Source organism: Olleya sp. YS (assembly GCF_029760915.1).
GTDB lineage: Bacteria > Bacteroidota > Bacteroidia > Flavobacteriales > Flavobacteriaceae > Olleya.
In genome coordinates this window covers 1,952,259-1,974,383 of the sequence record NZ_CP121685.1, presented here as the reverse complement: position 1 = coordinate 1,974,383, position 22,125 = coordinate 1,952,259, and the positions used below count along the sequence as shown (strand labels likewise).

The following is a 22,125-nucleotide window of genomic DNA, read 5'->3' as shown; positions in this document are numbered from 1 at the left end:
ATTTAGTCTCCAAGATTTGATAACGTCTTAGAATTATTAGGATTATTAATAATATTAATGTCTCGTTGTGGAAATGGAATGGTTACATTGTTTTCTCTAAACAATTTATCAATTGCAAAACGTATTTCACTTTTAGGGATTCTAGCATTAAAACTATCTTCTATAGTAAAAGCCACTCTAAAATTTAATGAACTATCTCCAAAATCTGTAAAAATTACTGTAGGCTCTGGTTGTTTAAAAACAAATTTACTGGATTTGGCAGCTTTTAATAATAGTTCTTTAACTAAATTGACATCACTTCCATAAGCAACACCAACATCTACCGTCTCTCTTGTTGTTGTCCCATTTTGTGTCCAATTATATAAACTATTAGTCAAATATAAATGATTAGGTATGACTAATACTTTGTTATCTATAGTCACTGCTCTAGTGGTACGTAATTTAATTTCTTCTACGCGTCCAACTTTGCCATCAATTTCTATAATATCACCTACATGAACGGATTGATCGATTAAAATAAAAATCCCAGAAATAATGTCCTGAAATAAAGTTTGTAAGGCTAAACCAACACCAATTAACAAAGCAGCAGACGCAGCAAATACCGCAGTAACATCAATACCTAAAGAATCTATTGACACTAAAAATACTATTGCATAAATTAACCATCGTGCAAAAGAAAATACAGTAACAAATTTAGCTTTGTCCTCATCAGGTAGCTTACGAGTCATTAATTTTCTAACCCAACGTAAGATATAAGTTGTAAATAATAATATAACAATTACTAATAGTACGTACTTAACCTTTATGACGCTAGTTACTTGGTCAGTACTATCAGTAAAGGTGTAAATTTTATAATTCAAAAAATCTACAAACTTTTCCCAAGCAGAGCTTTCAGCTATAGCTTCGCCAACTTTTTCTACCTCTTTTTCTATTTTATCTGCAACTTTTTCTTTTTGCATCTTCGTTCTAAATTAATACTTAATCCACTTTATTAGTTCTTTATAACTTGGTTTTTTACCATACATCAAAATACCGACACGATATATCTTAGCAGCAAACCAGACAGTAAACATAAAAGTGCTTATTAAAATTAATAATGATAATAATTGTTGCCATATTGGAACACCAAAAGGAATACGCATTAGCATCACTACTGGTGATGTAAAGGGTATAAAAGAAAACACTGTAGAAACCGTTCCGTGTGGATCTTCTATAACCGTAAATCCACCAACATAAACAGCAAGGATTAACGGTACAATAATAGGCATCATAAATTGTTGCGTGTCTGTCTCGTTATCTACTGCTGCTCCAATTGCTGCATACAATGAGCTATACAGCAAATATCCACTTATAAAAAACAAGATAAAAGCTATAATTAAATTGGTTAATGGTAGATTAAAAAACGCATTCATAAATCGTTGCGCTGTCTCCATAGAGTTTCCTGAACCTTGCATAGCTTGTTCCATCATCTCTTGTTGAGGCATACCCATTTGTCCTAAATCAATTCCAAAAATTAATGATACCAAGATAATTAACCCACTACCCAAAATAATCCAAATAACAACTTGCGTAATACCGACTAAAGAGGTACCAATAATTTTACCTAACATGAGCTGTATAGGCTTAACTGAAGATATAATAACCTCGATAATACGACTGGTTTTTTCTTCAATAACGCTACGCATAATCATATTACCATAAATAATAATAAACATAAATAACAAATATCCAGCAATCACACCGAATATGATTTTTATACCACTATCTAATTTTGACGTTTTTTTACCTGCAAAACTTTCTTGTTCTATATCAATAAAAACTTTTGAAGATGCAATAATCTCTGGATTAACTCCCATTCTATTCATATTAATAGAAGTGAGCTCTTTTTCAATTTTATCATCTAAACTATTAATTAACGATAATGATGGTGAGTCTTCTGAATAGAATCGAATACTAGTTGAAGCCTCTTCAATACTGTCAAATTTTTGAATATGAAGTAAACCATAATCGCCTTTTTCTTTAACTGTAGTTTTCGCATTGTCAAGTGTTATAGTATCTTCTAAAAGCGTGTATTTAGTATTCTCTGTATCCTTAAATATATCTTTTACTAAGCCAGATTGGTCTAAAACTGAGATTTGACGGACTTTACTATTATTCATTTGCGTGAGGTACGCAACCACCGAAATTAGCCCAATTATAATTAATGGACTTAAAAATGTCATGATAATAAACGCCTTGTTCCTAACTTTAGCTAGATATTCGCGTTTTATAATAAGTGGAAGATGATTCATAATTAATTATTCTTTACCGTTTGAATAAAAATATCGCTAGCACTTGGAATAACTTCTACAAAATGAGAAATCTGACCTTGGCTTGATAAATAAGCTAATAAATCGTTAGCTGATTCTTGTTCTGACAATTTAATGTTTAACTTCAAATCGTTACCTAAGGTTCTAAATTCTGCTGGAGTCACACTAAATTTATTAGTTAGTTCTTGTTCTAAGTTACTGTTATTTGGTTTAATACCAATTTCAAACGTATTGCTTTTGTATTCGCGTTTTATATCCATTAAATGACCATCCAATACTTTGTTTGATTTGTGTATTAATGCAATATGATCGCACAATTCTTCAACAGATTCCATACGATGCGTCGAGAAAATAACCGTTGCGCCTTCATCACGTAATCTTAAAATTTCGTCTTTAATTAGATTTGCATTTATAGGGTCAAAGCCAGAAAAAGGTTCGTCAAAAATTAATAGTTTAGGCTCGTGTAATACAGTAACCACAAATTGTATTTTTTGAGCCATTCCCTTAGATAGCTCTTGTATTTTTTTATTCCACCAATCTCCTATTTCTAAGCGCTCAAACCACATTTTTAGTCGTTTTTTGGCTTCAGATTTTTGCATACCCTTAAGTTGTGCTAGGTACAAGGCTTGCTCACCTACTTTCATGGATTTATACAACCCACGTTCTTCAGGTAAATACCCAATATCTTTAATATGGTGATTTTTTAACGGTTCGCCATCCAGTAACACGTGACCTTTGTCAGGCATTGTAATTTGGTTAATAATTCTAATTAAAGTTGTTTTTCCAGCTCCATTAGGACCTAATAACCCAAAAATACTTCCTTTTGGAACGGTTATAGACACATTGTTTAAAGCAGTAAAATTTCCGTAGTTTTTAGAGACACCATGCACTTCTAAAAGGTTACTCATATATTTATAAGATTGGTTATTGTGTTACTATTTTGCACGTTTTGTAAATATAGAAAATGTTAAATGAGTAACGTAAAGGTTTTGACTATTTTTAACGTATAAATATAAATGACCAGTAGTTATATTCTCAAAGAGATTAAGCTTGACTACTATGAGTTTTTGATAGAGAGTTATCAATTAAAATAGTTATTCCATAAAAAACAAAACCCACCCTTTAAATAAATAAAGGATGGGAAAAAATTGCTATGAAAAAGAAAAATTATCACTAGACAAGCTAGCGATAAGCCAAATATAAGATTTTTTATTTAATAAGATGTTAAATGATATAAATAGTTAAACAAAAAGCAAAAAAAAGTCCGTTTTACACGGACTTTTTATTTTTAGTATTTAGATTTTGCTAAGAGAACATGTCTTTAACTTTCTCAAAAAATGATTTATCACTGCGCTCTGGCTTAGGTGTAAAGTGCTCATCTTCACGCATCTCTTCGAAAAATTCTTTCTGTTTTTTGTTTAACGTTTTTGGAGTCCAAACATTTACATGTACTAATAAATCTCCTTTACCATAACCGTTAATACTTGGTATCCCTTTTCCGCGTAAGCGTAATATTTTTCCAGATTGCATACCAGCTTCAATTTTGATACGTACTTTTCCTGTAACAGTATCAATTTCTTTTGAAGTACCTAAAATAGCATCTGGCAAACTCACATATAAATCGTAGTGTAAATTATCACCTTCACGTTGTAAAGTGTCGTGTGGTTGCTCTTCTATAGCAACTAATAAATCTCCCGAAATTCCATTTCCTGGTGCTTCGTTACCTTTACCAGACACTTTAAGTTGCATACCATCCACAACTCCTGCAGGAATGTTTACTGGAATGGTTTCTTCTTTTGCAACCATCCCTTGCGCATCAGCTTCGCTAGGTTTTTTGTCTATAGTTTGACCTGCTCCACCACAAGTATTACAAGGTGCAGAGGTCTGCATACGTCCTAATATAGTATTGGTAACTCTAGTGACTTGACCAGAACCATTACAAGTACTACACGTTTTGTAAGTAGTACCTGGTGCTTGCACTTTACGCTTTACCTTAATTTTTTTCTCAACACCATTAGCAATTTCTTCTAAGGTTAGTTTTAAGCGTACACGAAGGTTACTACCTTTAACGCGACGTTGTCCACCTCCACCACCAAAGCCTCCACCAAAACCAGAGAAGCCACCACCAAAGATGTCTCCAAACTGACTAAAGATGTCGTCCATGTTCATTCCGCCTCCACCGAAGCCTCCTCCACCTTCAAATGCTTGGTGTCCGAATTGGTCGTAACGTGCTTTTTTATTCTCGTCACTTAATACCTCATAAGCTTCTGCAGCTTCTTTAAACTTAGCTTCAGCATCTTTATCATCTGGATTTTTGTCTGGATGATATTGGATTGCTTTTTTACGGTATGCTTTTTTAATGTCAGCTTGAGATGCTGATTTATCGATACCTAATATGTCGTAAAAATCTTTTTTTGCCATGTTGTATTTATTGTCCTATGACTACTTTAGGAAAACGAATAACCGTCTCTCCTAATTTGTATCCTTTTTCTATAACGTCTACTATTTTGCCTTTTAGGTCATCTGAAGGTGCAGGAATTTGTGTTACTGCTTCATGATGATCGGCATCAAACACATCGCCTTTGTCAACTTCAATTTTTGCTAAGCCTTTTTGTTGTAGCGTTTGCAATAGTTTATTGTAAATTAACAACACACCTTTACGCAGCTCTTCTGCTTCTTTGTCATCTTCTATATGTAATAAGGCACGCTCAAAATCGTCTAAAACAGGTAACAATGACACCATAACGTCTTTGTTAGCAGTCTGAAACAGTTCAATACGCTCTCTAGAGGTACGTTTTTTATAATTTTCAAACTCGGCAAAAAGACGTAAAAATTTGTCTTTTTCTTGCTGTACTTCGTTTTTTAATTGCTCTTCTACAGACAACTCTTCTTTAGTTTCTGCTTGTTCTGTAGCTGTTTCTGCTTGTGTTGAAGCGGTTTTAACGTCCTCTTCTATGTTTGCTTCTTTTTTATTCTTCTTGCTCATTGATGTACTTAATTTAAAATACTGTAATAGGATGGCAAAAGTACTGCCATTACTATTAATAATGTCAAAATGTCACACATTTTTTTTAACAAACTTTTAATTAGTTTCCATGGAAGATTATTTATATATTTGCATATCAAATCACTAAAATTAAAAACTTAAAACATGAAAAAAATTGTATTAAATCTTTTTGCAGTAGCAATAGTAGGATTAAGCGTTGTTGCTTGTAAAAGTGATGCTAAAGAAGCAAAAACAGGTGAAGCACAAGCTGTAATAGAAAATAAAGAAGCTGCTAAATACAAAGCAGATGCTGAAAACTCGATGATTATGTGGAAAGCCAATAAAGTTGTTGGTGGACATGAAGGAACCATACACGTGTCTAATGGTGTTGCTAAATTAGAAGGTAACAAACTAGTAGGTGGTAGTTTTATCTTTGACATTAATACAATAGCTTGTACAGATATACCAGCTGATGATAAATCTAATGCTAAATTAATTGGACACTTAAAAAGCGACGACTTTTTTGATGTAGCCAATCACCCAACTGCTGCTTTTGAAATTACTAAAGTAGATGGTAACACAGTTAGTGGAAACTTAACATTAAAAGGGATTAAGAAGAACATTACCTTTCCTGCAAATGTAACTGTAACTGGTGATGAGATTGCTATTACTAGCGATACATTTACTATAGACAGAACAGAATGGGATATTATGTACAATGCTGGCACAACACCAGATATCGCAGCATCTTTAGGTGACAAAATGATTAAAGATGACATTGAAATTAAAATTATGGTTAAAGCGACGAAAGCGTAATAACTAGTTTACAATATTAAAAAAAGCCACAACAATTGTTGTGGCTTTTTTGGTTTTATAAGGTTTGATTGTGTCATTTTTTTCGGTTAACTTCGTTTAACGATTGATAAAAAATATTGAAACGATTTTTTATCATAGACATTGGCAAACATTTATAACAGAATAATGAAAAAAATTATATATATCTTGATTTTAGGAATTTTTCCTATTTCCATTTTTTCCCAAGAAAGGTCTGAGAAAACAATACTAGATTCAATTATAAAAGAAGCTGATTTACTTTACAACTATGAAAAAGTAACTTGGAATTCTACAGATTTGGCTTATACAAATGAAAAAATTAAAGAAAACATCGGAGCCTATATTGTTTATCATTCTAATGACACACTTTTTGCAGTTTTTGCAGATAAAGAATTTAAAAACCAAATAGCAAAATACTCTTTTACAAAGAAAAACTTAAAAACTCCATACTTGGAGGATTTTGAGGCTAAACCAATACCAAAAAAAGTTTCGAAGCTATTTGAAGTTAAAAATACGATTCTCAAAAATCTGAATTCTAATTCACAAGAATATGGTTTTAACTTCCAAAAAGGTTTTAATCCAAATCCAGTATTGATTCCCAAACTTAATGGATTTAAACTTTATATAATAATTGGGACACCTAATTCAAATGTCATTCCATTTGGAAATGATTATTTATTTAATACGGACGAAATTGGAAATGTTGTTGATTGGAAAAAATTTCATAAAACCTTAATTGCTACTCAAACTAAGGGTCCTAACAATGAAGTTGTTGTTTCAGCAATACATTCTCATTTAAAAATGACACCTTACATTTCTGCAACTGATATTTGCACATTTCGACTATATGGATTCGACTTATTTGGAATGGAAGAATTTATTGTTTCTTCTACTGCCTTGAATAAGACTTTCACATATAATGCCATACAAAATTCAATAGTTGTAACAGATTTATAAACGTTAGCCAACAACGTGTATAATTAATTACTTTGGCAAGTGCCTATTTAGAAAATTTGTTCGGAATTTCCTCGCGTTCGTTTTTGTTTGCTAAATTAGTTGCTTAAACACGCAACTAACCATACACAAAACCGTTAAACGATACTAAAAAAAACACTCTAAAATAGAGTGCTTTTCTTAATATTATAAAGATTCCTGCCTAAGCAGGAATTTATTACTTTACAGGAATCTCCTTTAAAATCTCTAATACAAAAGTCCAATATTTTTGAGCAGAACTAATTTGTGCTCGCTCATCTGGACTGTGTGCACCTTTTATATTTGGCCCAAAACTAATCATGTCCATATCTGGATAATTTTGTCCTAAAATACCACATTCTAATCCTGCGTGGCACGCTGCAATATGTGCTTTTTCTCCGTTTAGTTTTTGGTATAATTTATCTAACACTTTTAAAATAGCACTGTCCATATTTGGTGTCCAACCTGGATAGTCTCCAGAAAACTCGACTTCGCAACCGGTTAATTCAAAAGTAGCTCGTAGCATATTGGCTAAATCTAGTTTACTGCTTTCTACAGAGCTACGTGTTAAACAGCCTATTTTTATATGTCCGTCTTTTACTAAAACACGTGCAATATTATTTGAGGTTTCTACCAATTCTGGGATGTCTGCACTCATCCTATACACACCATTTAATGCTGCATAAATAGCTCTGGTTAACCCTTCTTGCACACCTAAATCTATGATTTTTTCTGGAGTCTCAGTCTTAGACATCACAATGTCTAAGTCAGGCTCCATGGTTTTAAATTCTGTTTTTATGGTGTTGGCTAAAGTCTCCATGTCGTTTAAAAAAGCAGCTTCATGTATAGCATCAATAGCTACTACTGCTCGACTCTCTCTTGGTATGGCGTTGCGTAAACTACCTCCATCAATTTCTGAGATGCGTAAACCAAAATTCTCAAATCCATCGAATAATAAACGGTTCATTATTTTGTTAGCATTACCTAATCCTTCATGGATTTGCATACCAGAATGTCCACCTTGTAAGCCTTTTACTTTAATTTCGAAACCTATCTTGAATTCTGGTGTTTCCTCTTCGTCGTAGGTTCTTGTTGCAGTTACGTCTATACCACCAGCACAACCTACACCAATTTCGTCATCCTCTTCGGTATCTAAGTTTAATAGTATATCTCCTGATAACAATCCACCTTTTAATCCCTTTGCGCCTGTCATACCAGTTTCTTCGTCTATGGTAAATAAGGCTTCAATTGCAGGATGTGGTATGTCTGTGCTTTCTAAAATAGCCATGATAGTTGCCACACCTAAACCGTTATCTGCACCTAAAGTTGTGCCTTTTGCTTTTACCCAATCGCCTTCCACAAACATTTCTATGCCTTGTGTATCAAAATCAAAATCAGTATCTGCATTTTTTTGATGGACCATATCTAAATGTGATTGCATGACAATGGTTACTCTGTCTTCCATTTCTGGAGTTGCAGGTTTTTTAATGATGACATTTCCCACTTCATCGACTATAGTTTCTAAACCTAATTTGGCACCAAAATCTGTCATGAATTTAATGACGTGTTCTTCTTTTTTTGAAGGTCTTGGTACTGCGTTTAAATCGGCAAATTTATTCCATAATGCTTTTGGCTCTAAAGCTCTAACCTCTTGACTCATTTGTAATGTTTTAATTGAATTGCAAAAGTACGCATTGCAATGACATTTAGAAACCATTTAAATAGAAAAAGACAGTAGTCGCTACTCCTGATGGTAGTGGCATCCTTTTTTACGTCAGTTCGAGTGCGCAGAACGTAGTGAAGCGTGTATCGAGAACAAGTAAAAAAGATATAACGGACAGCAGGTAGAAACCTTTTAAAAAAACCACAAGGATTGGTCCTTATTTTATTTATTTTTGAGCCATGCTGAAAAACAAAAAATTACTGCTTGCTTTGTCTATAATCCCAATGTATATTTTGGTGAAGATTTTGGCGAATTACCCAACCGTTATCGAGCGTTTTTACAGCAATGGGTTGTACCCATACATTTCGAAACTATTTAGATATGTCTTGGGTTGGTTACCTTTTAGTTTTGGCGATTTGTTGTATGGTTTTAGTATTATTTTTATGTTACGTTGGTTGTTTCTAAACCGAAAACGCATGTATAAAGACACTAAAAACTGGCTAATTGATGTGTTTGCAACCTTAAGTATTGTGTACTTTGCTTTTCATTTATTTTGGGGTTTAAATTACTACCGAAACCCGTTACATGTCAACTTAAATCTGAAAGATGAGTATACTACAGAACAGCTGTTATCTGTCACCAAAAAACTGATTGAGAAGTCTAATGCCATACATTTAGACATTACTAAAAATGATAGCGTTAAGGTGGAGTTACCATTTACTAAAAAAGAGATTTTAAGGTTAACGCCAAATAGTTATCAAGCGTTAGATAATACATTTCCTAATTTGAAATATAGTCCAAAAAGTCTAAAAAAGTCACTATTTAGTGTACCATTAACTTATATGGGATTTAGTGGATATTTAAACCCTTTAACTAATGAGGCTCAGGTGGATTATTTGATTCCTGTATATAAATTTCCGACGACTGCTGCACACGAAGTAGCACATCAATTGGGTTATGCTAAAGAAAATGAAGCTAATTTTATAGGCTTTATGGCTACTATAAGTAATGACAATGTGTACTTTAAATATTCTGGTTACACCTTTGGATTGCGTCATTGTTTGGGCGAAGTCTTTAGACGCAACCCACAACTTTATGAGGAATTAATCCCAACTATTAACAAAGGAATTTTAAAAAACTACCAAGAGGTTAGAGAGTTTTGGGATAGTTATCAAAATCCTTTTGAGCCTATTTTTAGATCCACCTATTCATCCTATTTAAAAGCTAATAATCAAGCTAACGGAATGGCTAGCTACAGCTATGTGGTTGCGCTTTTGGTGAATTATCTAGAAGATAAATCCTTATAAAAAACGTTAAAAGCGTATTTTACTTTTGTTTCGCATATTGGTTATTGCTTATCTTTAGTGTTTAAACAACCTTAAACTAAATACTAATGATTAAAAAATGGGCCATTCTAAGCCTACTGTTGTGTAGCTATTTTTCTTTTGCACAAGAGTATGTTCCTAAAAATGATGGTGTAAAAACAAACACGTCTAATTACACTGCTTTTACCAACGCAAAAATTCACATTACGCCAAATCAAGTCATTGATAATGGTACTTTATTAATTAAAGATGGAAAAGTAGTATCTAGCGGAAGTTCGGTTTCTATTCCGAAAAACGCTGTTATAATTGATGTCTCTGGTAAGACCATCTATCCGTCTTTCATAGATATTTATACCGATTTTGGTATTAAAAAACCTAGTACTCCTTCTGGTAATAATCGTGCACCACAATACGATGCTAGTCGTGAAGGCTACTATTGGAACGACCATATTAGACCAGATCAAAATGCAGTAGACCATTTTGAGTTTGATAGTAAAAAAGCCGAAGCTATGCGTAAAGCTGGATTTGGTGTGGTTACCTCGCATATAGATGATGGTATTATACAAGGTACAGGACTACTGGTAACATTGGCTCCAGAAGGAAGCGATGCAACACGTTTGTTAGACGAAAAAGTTGGGCAGTTTTCTGGGACATCAAAAAGTAAAACCTCAAGACAAGCTTATCCAACCTCACTAATGGGCACTATGGCTTTATTACGTCAAGTTAACCATGACGCAGATTGGTATGCTAAAGGAAACATCAAAGAAAAAGATCGTGCTCTAGAAGCTTACCTAGCTAATAAAAACGAAGTTCAGTTTTTTGATGCTGGTAAAAAAGTAAATGCATTACGATTTGATAAAATTGGTGACCAATTTGGATTCCAATATGTATTTGTTGGTGGTGGTGATGAATATGAATTAATTAAAGATATAAAAGCTACCAACGCAACATTTATCTTACCACTAAATTTTCCTGATGCTTATGATATGGAAAACCCTCTACTTGCAAAATCAGTAAGTCTTGAAGATTTAAGAGCATGGAACCAAAGCCCATCAAACCCAAAGGTATTAGCGGATAATAATATTAAGTTTGCATTGACTACACATAAATTAAAAGACGCTAAAGAGTTGATGCCAAATCTTTTAAAGGCAATCGAATATGGTTTGGATAAAACTAAAGCACTAGAAGCTTTAACAACTATTCCTGCTGGTATTATTGGGAAATCGTCAGAATTAGGACATCTAAGATCTGGTGCTCATGCTAATTTTTTAATTACTTCTGGAGATATTTTTGATAAAAAAACAACTATCTACGAAAATTGGATTACAGGTATTAAAGATGAACTAAAACCAATGAATACCAAAGACTTACGTGGCAATTATACGTTTAACCTAGATAATACCAATTACGAATTAGAGATTTCTGGTGAAGTAGATAAACTAAAATCTAAAGTTAAAACTGAAGATAAAGAATACGGTTCAAAACTAAGTTATAAAGACGATTGGATGCAATTAACTTTTGCTACAGCAGACTCAACAAAACAAGAGTTTATTAGAGTGATATCCAATGTAAATGATACGAACACTTTAAATGGTAAAGCCATTTACCCTAATGGAACAGAAGTGACGTTTTTTGCAACTAAAAAAGTTAAAGATGCTTCGACATCGTCAAGCGACAAGAAAAAAGAGATTAAAAAGGACAATATTGCACCAAAAGTATATCCTGTTACCTATCCAAATATGGCGTATGGGATGACGACTTTACCGCAACAAGAAACCTTGTTATTTAAAAACGTTACTGTTTGGACTAATGAAAATGAGGGAATTTTAGAAAATACAGACGTACTAATCAAAAACGGTAAAATTGCTAAAATAGGCACTAATTTGTCCGATGGAAATGCAAAAGTTATCGATGGAAAAGGAAAACACTTAACCTCTGGAATTATTGACGAACATTCACATATTGCAACAGAAAGTGTAAATGAAGCTGGACACAATAGTACAGCAGAAGTAACCATTGAAGATGTATTAGATGCAGAAGATGTAGACATTTACCGCAATCTTGCAGGTGGAGTGACTAGTATTCAAATATTACATGGATCTGCCAATCCTATTGGAGGACGATCGGCAATTATCAAACTAAAATGGGGAGAAAAGGCAGATAATCTAGTATATAAAAACAGTCCAAAATTTATCAAGTTTGCTTTAGGTGAAAACGTAAAGCAAAGTAATTGGGGAGACAATGCCAGAACTCGCTTTCCGCAAACCAGAATGGGAGTTGAGCAAGTCTTTACAGATTATTTTCAACGTGCTAAAGAATATGATGCATTACAAAAAAGTGGCAAACCATATCGAAAAGACTTAGAACTTGAAGTGATTGCTGAAATCTTAAATAAAGAGCGTTTTGTATCCTGTCACTCGTATGTTCAAAGTGAGATTAATATGTTAATGAAGGTTGCTGAAAAATTCAATTTCAACATTAACACCTTTACGCACATTTTAGAAGGTTATAAAGTCGCAGATAAAATGGCACAACATGGTGTTGGAGGTTCTACATTCTCAGACTGGTGGGCTTACAAGTATGAAGTTAATGATGCCATTCCATATAACGCACCAATCATGCACAGAGCTGGTGTTTTAGTTGCAATTAATAGTGATGATGCAGAGATGTCTAGACGACTAAATCAGGAAGCTGCAAAAAGTGTAAAATATGGAGATATCAGCGAAGAGGACGCGTGGAAGTTTGTCACTTTAAACCCAGCAAAATTATTACATATTGATGATAGAGTTGGTAGTATAAAAGTTGGTAAGGATGCAGATGTTGTACTATGGTCAGACCATCCACTATCTATTTACGCTAAAGCGGAAAAAACAATCATTGAAGGAAAAGTGTATTTTGATTTAGAACGTGATGCGCAATTAAGAGAAGCAATTAAAAAAGAAAAAAACGAGTTAACCATGTTAATGCTTCAAGCTAAAAATAAAGGATTAAAAACGAAGCCAATCGAGAAAAAAGAAAAAGAACTTTTACACTGCGATTCTATTGACCACCAATTTTAGTTGTTAGTAATCAGTATTCAGTAAAAAGTATTCTTAAACCTAATGTCACACAGAGCCTAGTCGAAGTGTCACTAATAAAAACAAATAATGAAAAAACTAAATATTTTACTCCTAACACTTTGCTTTGCAGCCTTCAGCTATGCACAGCAAACTCCTGCAGATAAACAATCACAAGCAATTACCATAGAAGGTGCAACTGCACATTTAGGTAATGGAGAGGTTATTGAAAACGCCTTAATTATGTTTGAAAATGGCAAACTAACATTTGTTGGTAGTGCCAATGCAAAAATTGCAAGAAAGGGACAAATTATTGATGCGAAAGGTAAGCACGTATATCCTGGTTTTATTGCACCAAATTCTACTTTAGGATTAGTAGAAATAAGTGCTGTAAGAGCAACTAATGATGATGATGAAGTTGGAGCTATGAATCCGCATGTAAGAAGCATTATTGCTTATAACACAGAATCCAAAGTTGTAGAATCTATGCGACCAAACGGAGTATTAATGGCACAAATCACACCTCGTGGTGGACGTATTTCTGGAACTTCAAGCGTCGTTCAACTAGATGCTTGGAACTGGGAAGATGCAGTTGTTAAAGAAGATGATGGTACACACCTTAATTGGCCAAGAGCTTATTCTAGAGGTCGTTGGTGGTTAGGAGAACCTAATGTTTTAAAAGAAAACAAAAACTATTCAAAAGAAGTAGAAGAATTAAATAACTTTTTTGCGCAGAGTAAAGCCTATCTTGCCAGTAGCACATCACCTAAAAACTTGCCTTTTGAAGCTTTAAAAGGGTTAATTGAAGGTTCTAAAAAACTGTATATCCATGTTGATTACGAAAAAGGAATTACTGACGCAGTAAATTTTGCAAAAGCTCAAAACATAAAACATATTGTTATAGTAGGTGGTTATGAAGCTAACAATGTTACTGAATTATTAAAACAAAATAACATTCCTGTGTTACTACAACGCACGCATTCTAGACCAAATGGAGATGACCACGACTATGATTTACCATATAAATTAGCAACTCAATTAGTGAACTCAGGAATTTTAGTAGGCTTAGAAAATGCTGGTCAAATGGAACGTATGAATGCTAGAAACCTACCTTTTTTAGCTGGCACAACAGTTGCACATGGATTAACTAAAGCACAAGCCTTAAGTTTAATAACATTAAATACAGCAAAAATTTTAGGAATTGATGACTCTGTAGGATCTTTAGAAGTTGGAAAAGACGCTACTCTTTTTATTAGTGAAGGTGATGCTTTAGATATGCGAACCAATAAATTAAGTAAAGCGTTTATACAAGGTCGTGATATTAGTCTTGAGACACATCAAACAGAATTATACAAACGTTATTCTGCTAAATATAAGCAGTAATTTAAATGAATTAATATGAAATATGTATTCACTATTTGCATGACTTTAATGAGTTGTTTTGGACTATCTCAAGAGATACTAGTTGATAATAATCAAACAAATGCTATTGACCAAACAATAAATTATCAAGGATTTGAAGAGATATACAATAAACTTAGAGCAATAAGTGAACATATTAATGAAACTACCACTATTATTAAACGCTTTGATGAAATTAGACAAGGTCAGTTAATAGTTAATACAGAAAACCTTGGACGCTCTTTTGAAGGACTTCAGATAGATGCTAGACCTAGTTTAGATGTCGAGTTACAACGTATTATGTTTACTGGTAATTTTTTCAATACTCAGCAACGCACACCTTTAATTATAAATCACGAATAAAAAAAGCGACCATTTGGTCGCTTTTTTTATTGTATAATTTTAGCATCTTCAGGTTTTGTAAATTTCAATTTATCTACTTTGGCTTTTGATAATTTAATATCCGTAAATTTTAAATCATTGCGAACTTCGACAGGTACATTATTCTCCACCTTATACCATGTTAACGTTTCTGGTAATAATAATCCCTTAACAGTTTGCCAATTACTATACTTAATAAAAGACCATTTTTTACTCTTCTCCTTTGTAAAGTAAGTAACAGTATACCCTAACCATTCCATTTTATAGGTGTCAGGATTGTAATATAAAATATATTCGTCTTCTGGTGACTCTCCTACTTCATTTTCATAACTAATTTTAATTCCTGGATAGGTTGTGTTTTCAAATGTTTGAGGCTCTACATTTTGATAATTAATACCATCATCCGCTAAAATAAATGGCATTGCATAAAAGTAAAACATCAAATTGTAGTAAAACTTCGGATTTCCTGAATAGTCTTGATCCGTTGTAGAATTTAACCAAACCATATTACCATCATAACCTATAGTATAATCTGGCATGGTAATGAGTGATTCTCTAGATTTTAAATTAGTTAAAGTCACCTCATCTCCATCAGGCTTTTTCATTGTAAACTCTAGAGATTGCATCGTATTCCATACGTCTATTCCACCATGAGCATCAAATACCTTAGTTATATTTTCTGGATAAATAGATGTAGTTACGTTTAATGTTTCTTTGGAATAGTCTGTATCAATTTCAGTTTTAGAAGTTGTATCATTTTTACACGATATAAATAATAAGGCAATTAGTAATACGAATGGTATACGTTTCATTTAAAGGTTGATTTTATAATTTTATAGTCTGTCGGAGTTAATTATTATTCTTTACAAAAAAAAGCTTCAGTGGTTATACTGAAGCTTTTACACTTCGACTATGCTTAGTGTGACAAAATTTTAACTAAATAATTACTTTATAATTAGCTTTTGGATATGCTCTGCATTGCTATTTTTCAGTTTAACAAAATACATTCCACTTTCTAAACTACTAACATTAAAAGTAGTTGAGCTATCTATATTAACTTTAGCAGACAATACTTGTTTACCCTGAATATCTATTACTGTCAAGGCGTAGCTTCCGCGTAAAGCGTTATTGAATTGAATCGTGACATCTGCAGTTGCAGGATTTGGATATAGATTAAATGCTTTGGTGTTAAACTCGTCAACAGATAATTGAGGTGTTACAAAAGTGGTGTTAAAGGTATTGGTAACTACTGCTGCATTAAAATCGAAATAGATTTCGGCAGTATTTGGGATAATAGTACCAACATTGTAACCAGCTAGAGGTTTAATTTTGTAGACTATATGACCATGACTACCACGTTCGTCTTGTATTTCTGCTGGTAGATAAATATTATCAAATGTCCAAGTTAATTGGTTGTCTAATCTATGCATGACAACATTATGACTGGCTTCCATCATTTGAATAGTAGTTTTGTCTAATAAAGCATCTAATGTATTTTCTATTCTGATATTTACCGCTTCTGCAGTTCCAAGATTTTGAAAACGAATGGTGTAATACAAATACTCATTAGTTGTAATAAAATCATCATAAACTACGTCTGGACCATAAGACTCAGTAATATCATTAGGGTCATAAGAGCCTACCACTTCTTGGGTTACTGAAGCCGAATTATTATCTGATATAATATCATTGGTTGTGGTAATATATGACACACTATTGGTTAGCATAGTTCCTAAAGCTACCGAAGCTGGTACTGTCATATCTGGATACATAGTAATGGATTGTCCTGGTTGTAAGTTTACAAAATCGTAAATAAATCCTGTTGCAGTTAACGTAATTGTTCCTGTTGCTGGTGGATTCCAAACTTCCACAAAATTTACAGCAGGATCATGCACAAACTCGATACTACCAGAAGTTACTGTTGTAGCGCCTAAGTTTTCTATAACCACATTGTTCCAGTATAAAAATCCTGGAACTGGTGCAATCGATGGTACTAAATAGACAGCAATATCCTCGCATTGTGTTATTTCTACTATCGGAATATCAACTACAGTTGTATTTCCAGTTGTTGCGCTAATATTTTCGAACAATGCTGTTGGTATATTATAACAACTTTCATATCCTGAATTAACAGCAAAAGTGATATCATAACTATTTGTTTCGTCACTATTAAAAATGGTAAAACTTCCTGTGGTAGAATTTACGGTATTGATAACCGAATCATCATTAACTTCATACGTAAAAAACCCATTGTTAAAAGGCGTATCATTTCCATTAAAAATACCATCGTTATTAGTATCTAAAAAGGCATTGACCTGTATGTAACTGACTGTTGAAGCACAAAATACCTCAACATCTAAAGGTGTATAATTATTACTGCTACAATTTATAGAGATATCTGAGTCTATAGTGAACGATATTGAGTCTCCTGTTGATGTAAAGACTAATCCTGATAAATCTCCAGCATTACCATAAGGTGTTGATGGATTTAAGTTTGTAATTCCGTCAGAATCATACACAATAAGTTCGTCAAAATTATGCTCTACTTGTCCAGCATTAAAAATCATTGTAAGTGGTAATCCATCACTACTCGTGTATGTAAATACTGTGGTGTCATTATTGTCATAACAGTAGGTCGTGTTTACTGATTGGTTTGTAGCACAATCTACAATAAAGTTGGTGTCTGGCAACGTTGTAAAACTATTTGAACATGCCCATAAACCAAACCCATTAGCACCACAATCTGCACGTACACAAACCTCGTAATCTGTTGAAGGCAGTAAACCTGTAACAACAACTGGTATTGTATTAGTTACTATTCCACCACCAATAGGCTCTCCTGTTCCAACTGGTTGTACTACATATTCCCATGCTGTTTCGGTTCCATTTGCTGTCCAAGAGATATCTGCAGTCGATTCTGTAATATTAGCTATGGTAATATTACTTGGTGCTACACAAAAAGTTCCGCATGTTTGTACGCGTAAAAAGTCTATTGCTAAATCGCCTTCAAAACTGTTTCCTGTTGCACCATAACTAATCTCAATATATATAATTTGACCTAAATAAGCATCTAAATTAACTCCAATAGGCAACCAGTTTTCTGCTTCGGATACTTGATACTCTCCAGACCAAGTAAATAGCGTTGTAAATGGACCTGTAGCATCATTAGAAATTCCAACGTTTAAAGTTCCTATTTCTGCACCATAAGCGTGCATATAAAAGGACAATTCTGCAGACGTTAAAGCATTAGTTAAATCTATTGCTGGACTAATAGCCGATGCTATAGCAGATGAGTTTCCGCTAGCTTCATACTCTAAATGAGAATTCCCACTAAACGAAGCATATGGTCCAGTATTTTGAGAGTTGGCATCACCGACAGTCACATCCCATTCACCATTAGAACCTGGAAATGCTGTTCCTGTCCAACCGCTTGGTATATCTGTTTCAAAATCTTCAGTAAAAATATATGTTGCTGGTTCAGAACCACAAGTAACACCCACTGGTGGATTAGGAATTGTTCTGGTTGTAAAACTTTCTTCTGTACATCCAACTGCATCTCCATTAGTATTGTATGGCACTACAGTGACGTAGTATGTTGTACTAGTTGTCAAGGTTGTTGGCGTATAAGTCAGTACGTTTCCAATATCTAAAGCATTAATCACATCTGTACCACCAGAAGTTGTGCCAATAGATAGTTTGTAACCAACTACAACACCTGTTGCATTATTCCAAGATATTGAGGCATTTTCATTAACGTTAACTGCAGCATTTAATGGTGAGCTTAATGTTGTACAACTAGGTACTGAAGTCGTATTGACACAAAACACATCAAAATCCCATGGGCTATTAGTGCAACCTATAACGGATCCATCTGATATCACACCAACAGTTATAGTACTTCCAGAAGACACATAGGTTAATCCTGTTAAATCTCCATTGTTTCCATAAGGAGTTTGGCTATTTAAATCTGTCACACCATCAGAGTCTAAAATAATGACTTCATCATAACTGTTTTCTGTTAATCCAGAGTTAAACACGACTTGTAACGGTGAGCCATCACTACTTTCAAAAGTAAATTGTGTGGTATCGTTATTATCATAACAAAAATTAGTATTTACAATAGTCCCACAAGTTACCTGCGTAGGTGTTACAGAACAATCATCTACAATTAAATCAAAACTTGTTGTAGAGTAACAGTCTGTTAAGTTAGGTCTTACCCTTACGTAAATAGTTTCGGTTTGTAAAGCTTGATAAGCTGTGGAATTAGTTATAGGGCTTACATTATTGTCTGCATCTGCTTGCGATAGGAAAAAGGATATTTCATAAGCAAAATTTGCAGGTGCGTTTTGTACAATATTAGATGTATGACTTATCAAAGACACCGTATCGTTTAAACAAGCTGTTAAATCGCTTGGTGTAGTTAAAATCGGAATGTCGTAACTAATTACTTCAATGGTATTAGTGCTTTGGCATCCAGTAATAGGATCATAAATATCAACCGTGTAGACACCACCTATATTAGTTGTTATAGTAGCAGTACTTTCACCTGTATTCCATTGATAGACGTAATTAGGGTCTAGATTTGGATTAAGCACGATGGATTCTCCGTCACAAATTGCATTATCATAACCAAAATTAGCGACGGTAGACTGATTAACCATCAGATTAAAACTGGTAGTTACAGTATTACCAGTAGTTAAATCCATAACTGCTGCATATATAGTTTGTGGATTTACAGTATTAGCAAAAGGACTTGACAGTGCATTAACTGCCGAAATAGCTTCCTGTTGAGAAATATGATAGGTCACCTGAAACGTGTTTGGGTCTTGACCACCTAAAATAGTAGCATCTTGAACGGTTAAATCCCAATCGTAAATACCGTCTAAATCATCATCACAAACTTCTAAATCTGAAGGTTGATTAGCTATAACTTGACCGTATGTAGTTATCGAAATTAAAAAAGAGGCAAACAAAAAAAGTATTTGTCGTATCATAAAGTGAGGGTTAGATTAGTATAATTAAAACAAGTCAATCTCAATTATTCCTACTTGGACAGTGAAAATTATATAATAATCAAACTTAAAAGTAGAGACTCAAAAGAATTAACTTAAATTTGTTTTAGTTTAAATATATGAATTTTAGCAATACTAATGAGTATTAAACAGATAAGCAGCACTCAAAATCCGTTAATTAAACATCTAGTTTCATTAAAAGACAAATCGCGTGAGCGTAAAAAAACTAATACGTTTATTATTGAAGGCGAACGTGAGCTTCAATTAGCCATTAAAGGACACTATACTATTGAAACGTTGTTATTTTATCCTGATATTTTTGATAAAAAAAAGCTAAATCAATTTTCTGATGACTTAGACATCATTGAAATCTCTAAAGATGTCTATCATAAAATAGCACATCGAGAAACTACTGAAGGAATAATTGCTGTCGCTAAAAGTAAGCTTCATAACATTTTAGATTTAAAATTCAACATCAAAACTCCTTTAGTACTTATTGCCGAAGCACCAGAAAAACCTGGAAATATTGGCGCCATTTTACGCACTGCAGATGCAGCCAATGTGGATGCTGTTATTATTGCAAATCCAAAAACGGATTTGTATAATCCTAACATCATACGCTCTAGTGTTGGCTGTGTATTTACCAACCAAATTGCAACAGGAACTACCGCTGAAATTATTAGCTTTTTAAGCCAAAATAATATTGCTATTTACAGTGCTATTTTGCAAGATGCTGTTAATTATCACGAGCAAGATTACACGCAAGCTACTGCAATTGTAGTTGGTACAGAAGCAGATGGTTTAAGCCAAGAGTGGCGAGACGCCTCCAAACAAAACGTAAAAATCCCAATGCAAGGCGCAATTGACTCTATGAATGTATCTGTTGCAGCAGGCATACTTATTTTTGAAGCTAAGCGTCAGCGTAATTTTAAATAACAATATGACACCTACTACTCTATTTTACATCATCATAGCTATTATAGTTATTAATTTTATAATTGATACCATTTTAAATGCGCTTAACGCGAAGCATTTTAAAGATGCTTTACCTGCAGAATTACAAGATGTTTATGATACAGAAGAATACCAAAAATCACAACGTTATAAAGCGACAAACTACACATTTGGTTTGATTACCTCTGGGTTTTCTTTAGCGTTGACTTTAATGTTTTTCTTTTTAGATGGTTTTGCTTTTGTGGATCAATTGGCAAGACAATTTAGCGACAATTCTATAGTGATTACGCTACTATTTTTTGCAATCATTATGCTAGGAAGTGATATCCTAACCACACCTTTTGCGTATTACAAAACCTTTGTTATTGAAGAGCAATTTGGGTTTAACAAAACCACAACAACAACTTTTATTTTGGACAAAATAAAAGGTTGGGTCATGATGATTATAGTTGGAGGAGCCATTTTAGCTACATTAGCTTGGTTTTATCAACAAACAGGAGCGCAATTCTGGTTATATGCTTGGTTACTAATTACTGTGTTTACTGTTTTTGTTAACTTATTTTACTCTAGATTAATTGTACCCATTTTTAATAAACAAAGTCCGTTAGAAGATGGTAATTTAAGGACTTCAATTTCTGATTATGCTAAAACCGTAGGTTTTAATTTGGACAAAATTTTTGTTATAGATGGTTCTAAACGCAGTACTAAAGCTAACGCCTATTTTTCTGGATTTGGAAGCGAAAAACGCGTCACGCTTTACGATACGCTAATTAACGATTTAGACGACGATGAAATCGTAGCAGTACTCGCACACGAGGTTGGACATTACAAGAAAAAGCACATTATATTTAATTTAATAGCATCTGTTATACTTACTGGATTAACCCTATTTATTTTGTCGTTATTGATTGGTAATCCAATACTGAGTCAAGCATTGGGTGTACCTCAACCTAGTTTTCATATTGGATTAATTGCTTTTGGGATATTATACTCGCCATTATCCGAAATTACTGGATTAATGATGAATTGGTTTTCGCGCAGATTTGAATATCAAGCAGATGACTATGCCAAAACCACCTTTAAAGCAGAACCTTTAATAACCTCTTTAAAAAAGCTATCTAAAAATAGTCTGAGTAACTTAACACCACATCCTGCGTATGTGTTTATGCATTATTCGCATCCAACGTTGTTACAACGTATTAAGAATTTGAAAGCTTAGAATTGCATTTTCT

The 22,125-nt window shown here is 33.5% G+C and carries 16 protein-coding genes; 8 read left to right on the top strand and 8 right to left on the bottom strand.

The annotated features are described in order from the left end of the window. Positions 1 to 2: 2 nt before the first annotated feature. The 5 genes from Ollyesu_RS09005 to Ollyesu_RS08985 form a co-directional block, all read right to left on the bottom strand. Positions 3 to 959 carry a mechanosensitive ion channel domain-containing protein gene (locus Ollyesu_RS09005; RefSeq protein ID WP_279300892.1) on the bottom strand — a complete coding sequence of 319 codons (957 nt, stop codon included), beginning with the start codon at positions 957 to 959 and terminating at the stop codon, positions 3 to 5. A gap of 12 nt (positions 960 to 971) precedes the next feature. Next, positions 972 to 2,291, bottom strand: a complete 1,320-nt coding sequence (locus tag Ollyesu_RS09000) for an ABC transporter permease (protein WP_279300891.1) — start codon at positions 2,289 to 2,291, stop codon at positions 972 to 974. A gap of 2 nt (positions 2,292 to 2,293) precedes the next feature. After that, the gene (locus tag Ollyesu_RS08995) at positions 2,294 to 3,217 is read right to left on the bottom strand and encodes an ABC transporter ATP-binding protein (RefSeq protein ID WP_279300890.1); all 924 of its coding nucleotides are present in this window, start codon (positions 3,215 to 3,217) and stop codon (positions 2,294 to 2,296) included. Between the two features lie 397 nt (positions 3,218 to 3,614). Then, entirely contained in the window at positions 3,615 to 4,730 is a 1,116-nt protein-coding gene (dnaJ, locus tag Ollyesu_RS08990) for a molecular chaperone DnaJ (RefSeq protein ID WP_279300889.1), read from the bottom strand. A gap of 7 nt (positions 4,731 to 4,737) precedes the next feature. Beyond that, positions 4,738 to 5,295: a nucleotide exchange factor GrpE gene (locus Ollyesu_RS08985; protein WP_279300888.1), complete on the bottom strand. Its 558-nt coding sequence runs from the start codon at positions 5,293 to 5,295 to the stop codon at positions 4,738 to 4,740. Positions 5,296 to 5,460: 165 nt separating this feature from the next. Here Ollyesu_RS08985 and Ollyesu_RS08980 point away from each other — a divergent pair, with 165 nt between their 5' ends. Continuing rightward, positions 5,461 to 6,111 carry a YceI family protein gene (locus Ollyesu_RS08980; RefSeq protein WP_279300887.1) on the top strand — a complete coding sequence of 217 codons (651 nt, stop codon included), beginning with the start codon at positions 5,461 to 5,463 and terminating at the stop codon, positions 6,109 to 6,111. Positions 6,112 to 6,276: 165 nt separating this feature from the next. After that, positions 6,277 to 7,086, top strand: coding sequence for a hypothetical protein (locus tag Ollyesu_RS08975; protein ID WP_279300886.1), 810 nt, complete (start codon positions 6,277 to 6,279; stop codon positions 7,084 to 7,086). Positions 7,087 to 7,300: 214 nt separating this feature from the next. Here the strand turns inward: Ollyesu_RS08975 and Ollyesu_RS08970 are convergent, their stop codons facing one another. Further along, positions 7,301 to 8,761: an aminoacyl-histidine dipeptidase gene (locus Ollyesu_RS08970; RefSeq protein WP_279300885.1), complete on the bottom strand. Its 1,461-nt coding sequence runs from the start codon at positions 8,759 to 8,761 to the stop codon at positions 7,301 to 7,303. Between the two features lie 272 nt (positions 8,762 to 9,033). Here Ollyesu_RS08970 and Ollyesu_RS08965 point away from each other — a divergent pair, with 272 nt between their 5' ends. The 4 genes from Ollyesu_RS08965 (at position 9,034) to Ollyesu_RS08950 (ending at position 14,909) form a co-directional block, all read left to right on the top strand. Beyond that, positions 9,034 to 10,071: a DUF3810 domain-containing protein gene (locus tag Ollyesu_RS08965; RefSeq protein ID WP_347567251.1), complete on the top strand. Its 1,038-nt coding sequence runs from the start codon at positions 9,034 to 9,036 to the stop codon at positions 10,069 to 10,071. 86 nt (positions 10,072 to 10,157) lie between these two features. Beyond that, positions 10,158 to 13,148 carry an amidohydrolase family protein gene (locus Ollyesu_RS08960; protein WP_279300883.1) on the top strand — a complete coding sequence of 997 codons (2,991 nt, stop codon included), beginning with the start codon at positions 10,158 to 10,160 and terminating at the stop codon, positions 13,146 to 13,148. An 87-nt stretch (positions 13,149 to 13,235) separates the two neighbouring features. Then, the gene (locus tag Ollyesu_RS08955; protein WP_279300882.1) at positions 13,236 to 14,528 is read left to right on the top strand and encodes an amidohydrolase family protein; all 1,293 of its coding nucleotides are present in this window, start codon (positions 13,236 to 13,238) and stop codon (positions 14,526 to 14,528) included. Positions 14,529 to 14,543: 15 nt separating this feature from the next. Then, positions 14,544 to 14,909, top strand: coding sequence for a hypothetical protein (locus Ollyesu_RS08950; RefSeq protein WP_279300881.1), 366 nt, complete (start codon positions 14,544 to 14,546; stop codon positions 14,907 to 14,909). Positions 14,910 to 14,935: 26 nt separating this feature from the next. Here the strand turns inward: Ollyesu_RS08950 and Ollyesu_RS08945 are convergent, their stop codons facing one another. Next, positions 14,936 to 15,739 carry a DUF6503 family protein gene (locus Ollyesu_RS08945; RefSeq protein ID WP_279300880.1) on the bottom strand — a complete coding sequence of 268 codons (804 nt, stop codon included), beginning with the start codon at positions 15,737 to 15,739 and terminating at the stop codon, positions 14,936 to 14,938. Positions 15,740 to 15,871: 132 nt separating this feature from the next. Continuing rightward, entirely contained in the window at positions 15,872 to 19,921 is a 4,050-nt protein-coding gene (locus Ollyesu_RS08940) for a T9SS type A sorting domain-containing protein (protein WP_279300879.1), read from the bottom strand. Positions 19,922 to 20,077: 156 nt separating this feature from the next. Here Ollyesu_RS08940 and Ollyesu_RS08935 point away from each other — a divergent pair, with 156 nt between their 5' ends. Both Ollyesu_RS08935 and Ollyesu_RS08930 read left to right on the top strand, forming a co-directional pair. Further along, positions 20,078 to 20,875, top strand: a complete 798-nt coding sequence (locus Ollyesu_RS08935; protein WP_279300878.1) for an RNA methyltransferase — start codon at positions 20,078 to 20,080, stop codon at positions 20,873 to 20,875. A gap of 4 nt (positions 20,876 to 20,879) precedes the next feature. Beyond that, on the top strand, positions 20,880 to 22,112 hold the full coding sequence (locus tag Ollyesu_RS08930) for a M48 family metallopeptidase (RefSeq protein WP_279300877.1): 1,233 nt from the start codon (positions 20,880 to 20,882) through the stop codon (positions 22,110 to 22,112). Positions 22,113 to 22,125: the final 13 nt, after the last annotated feature.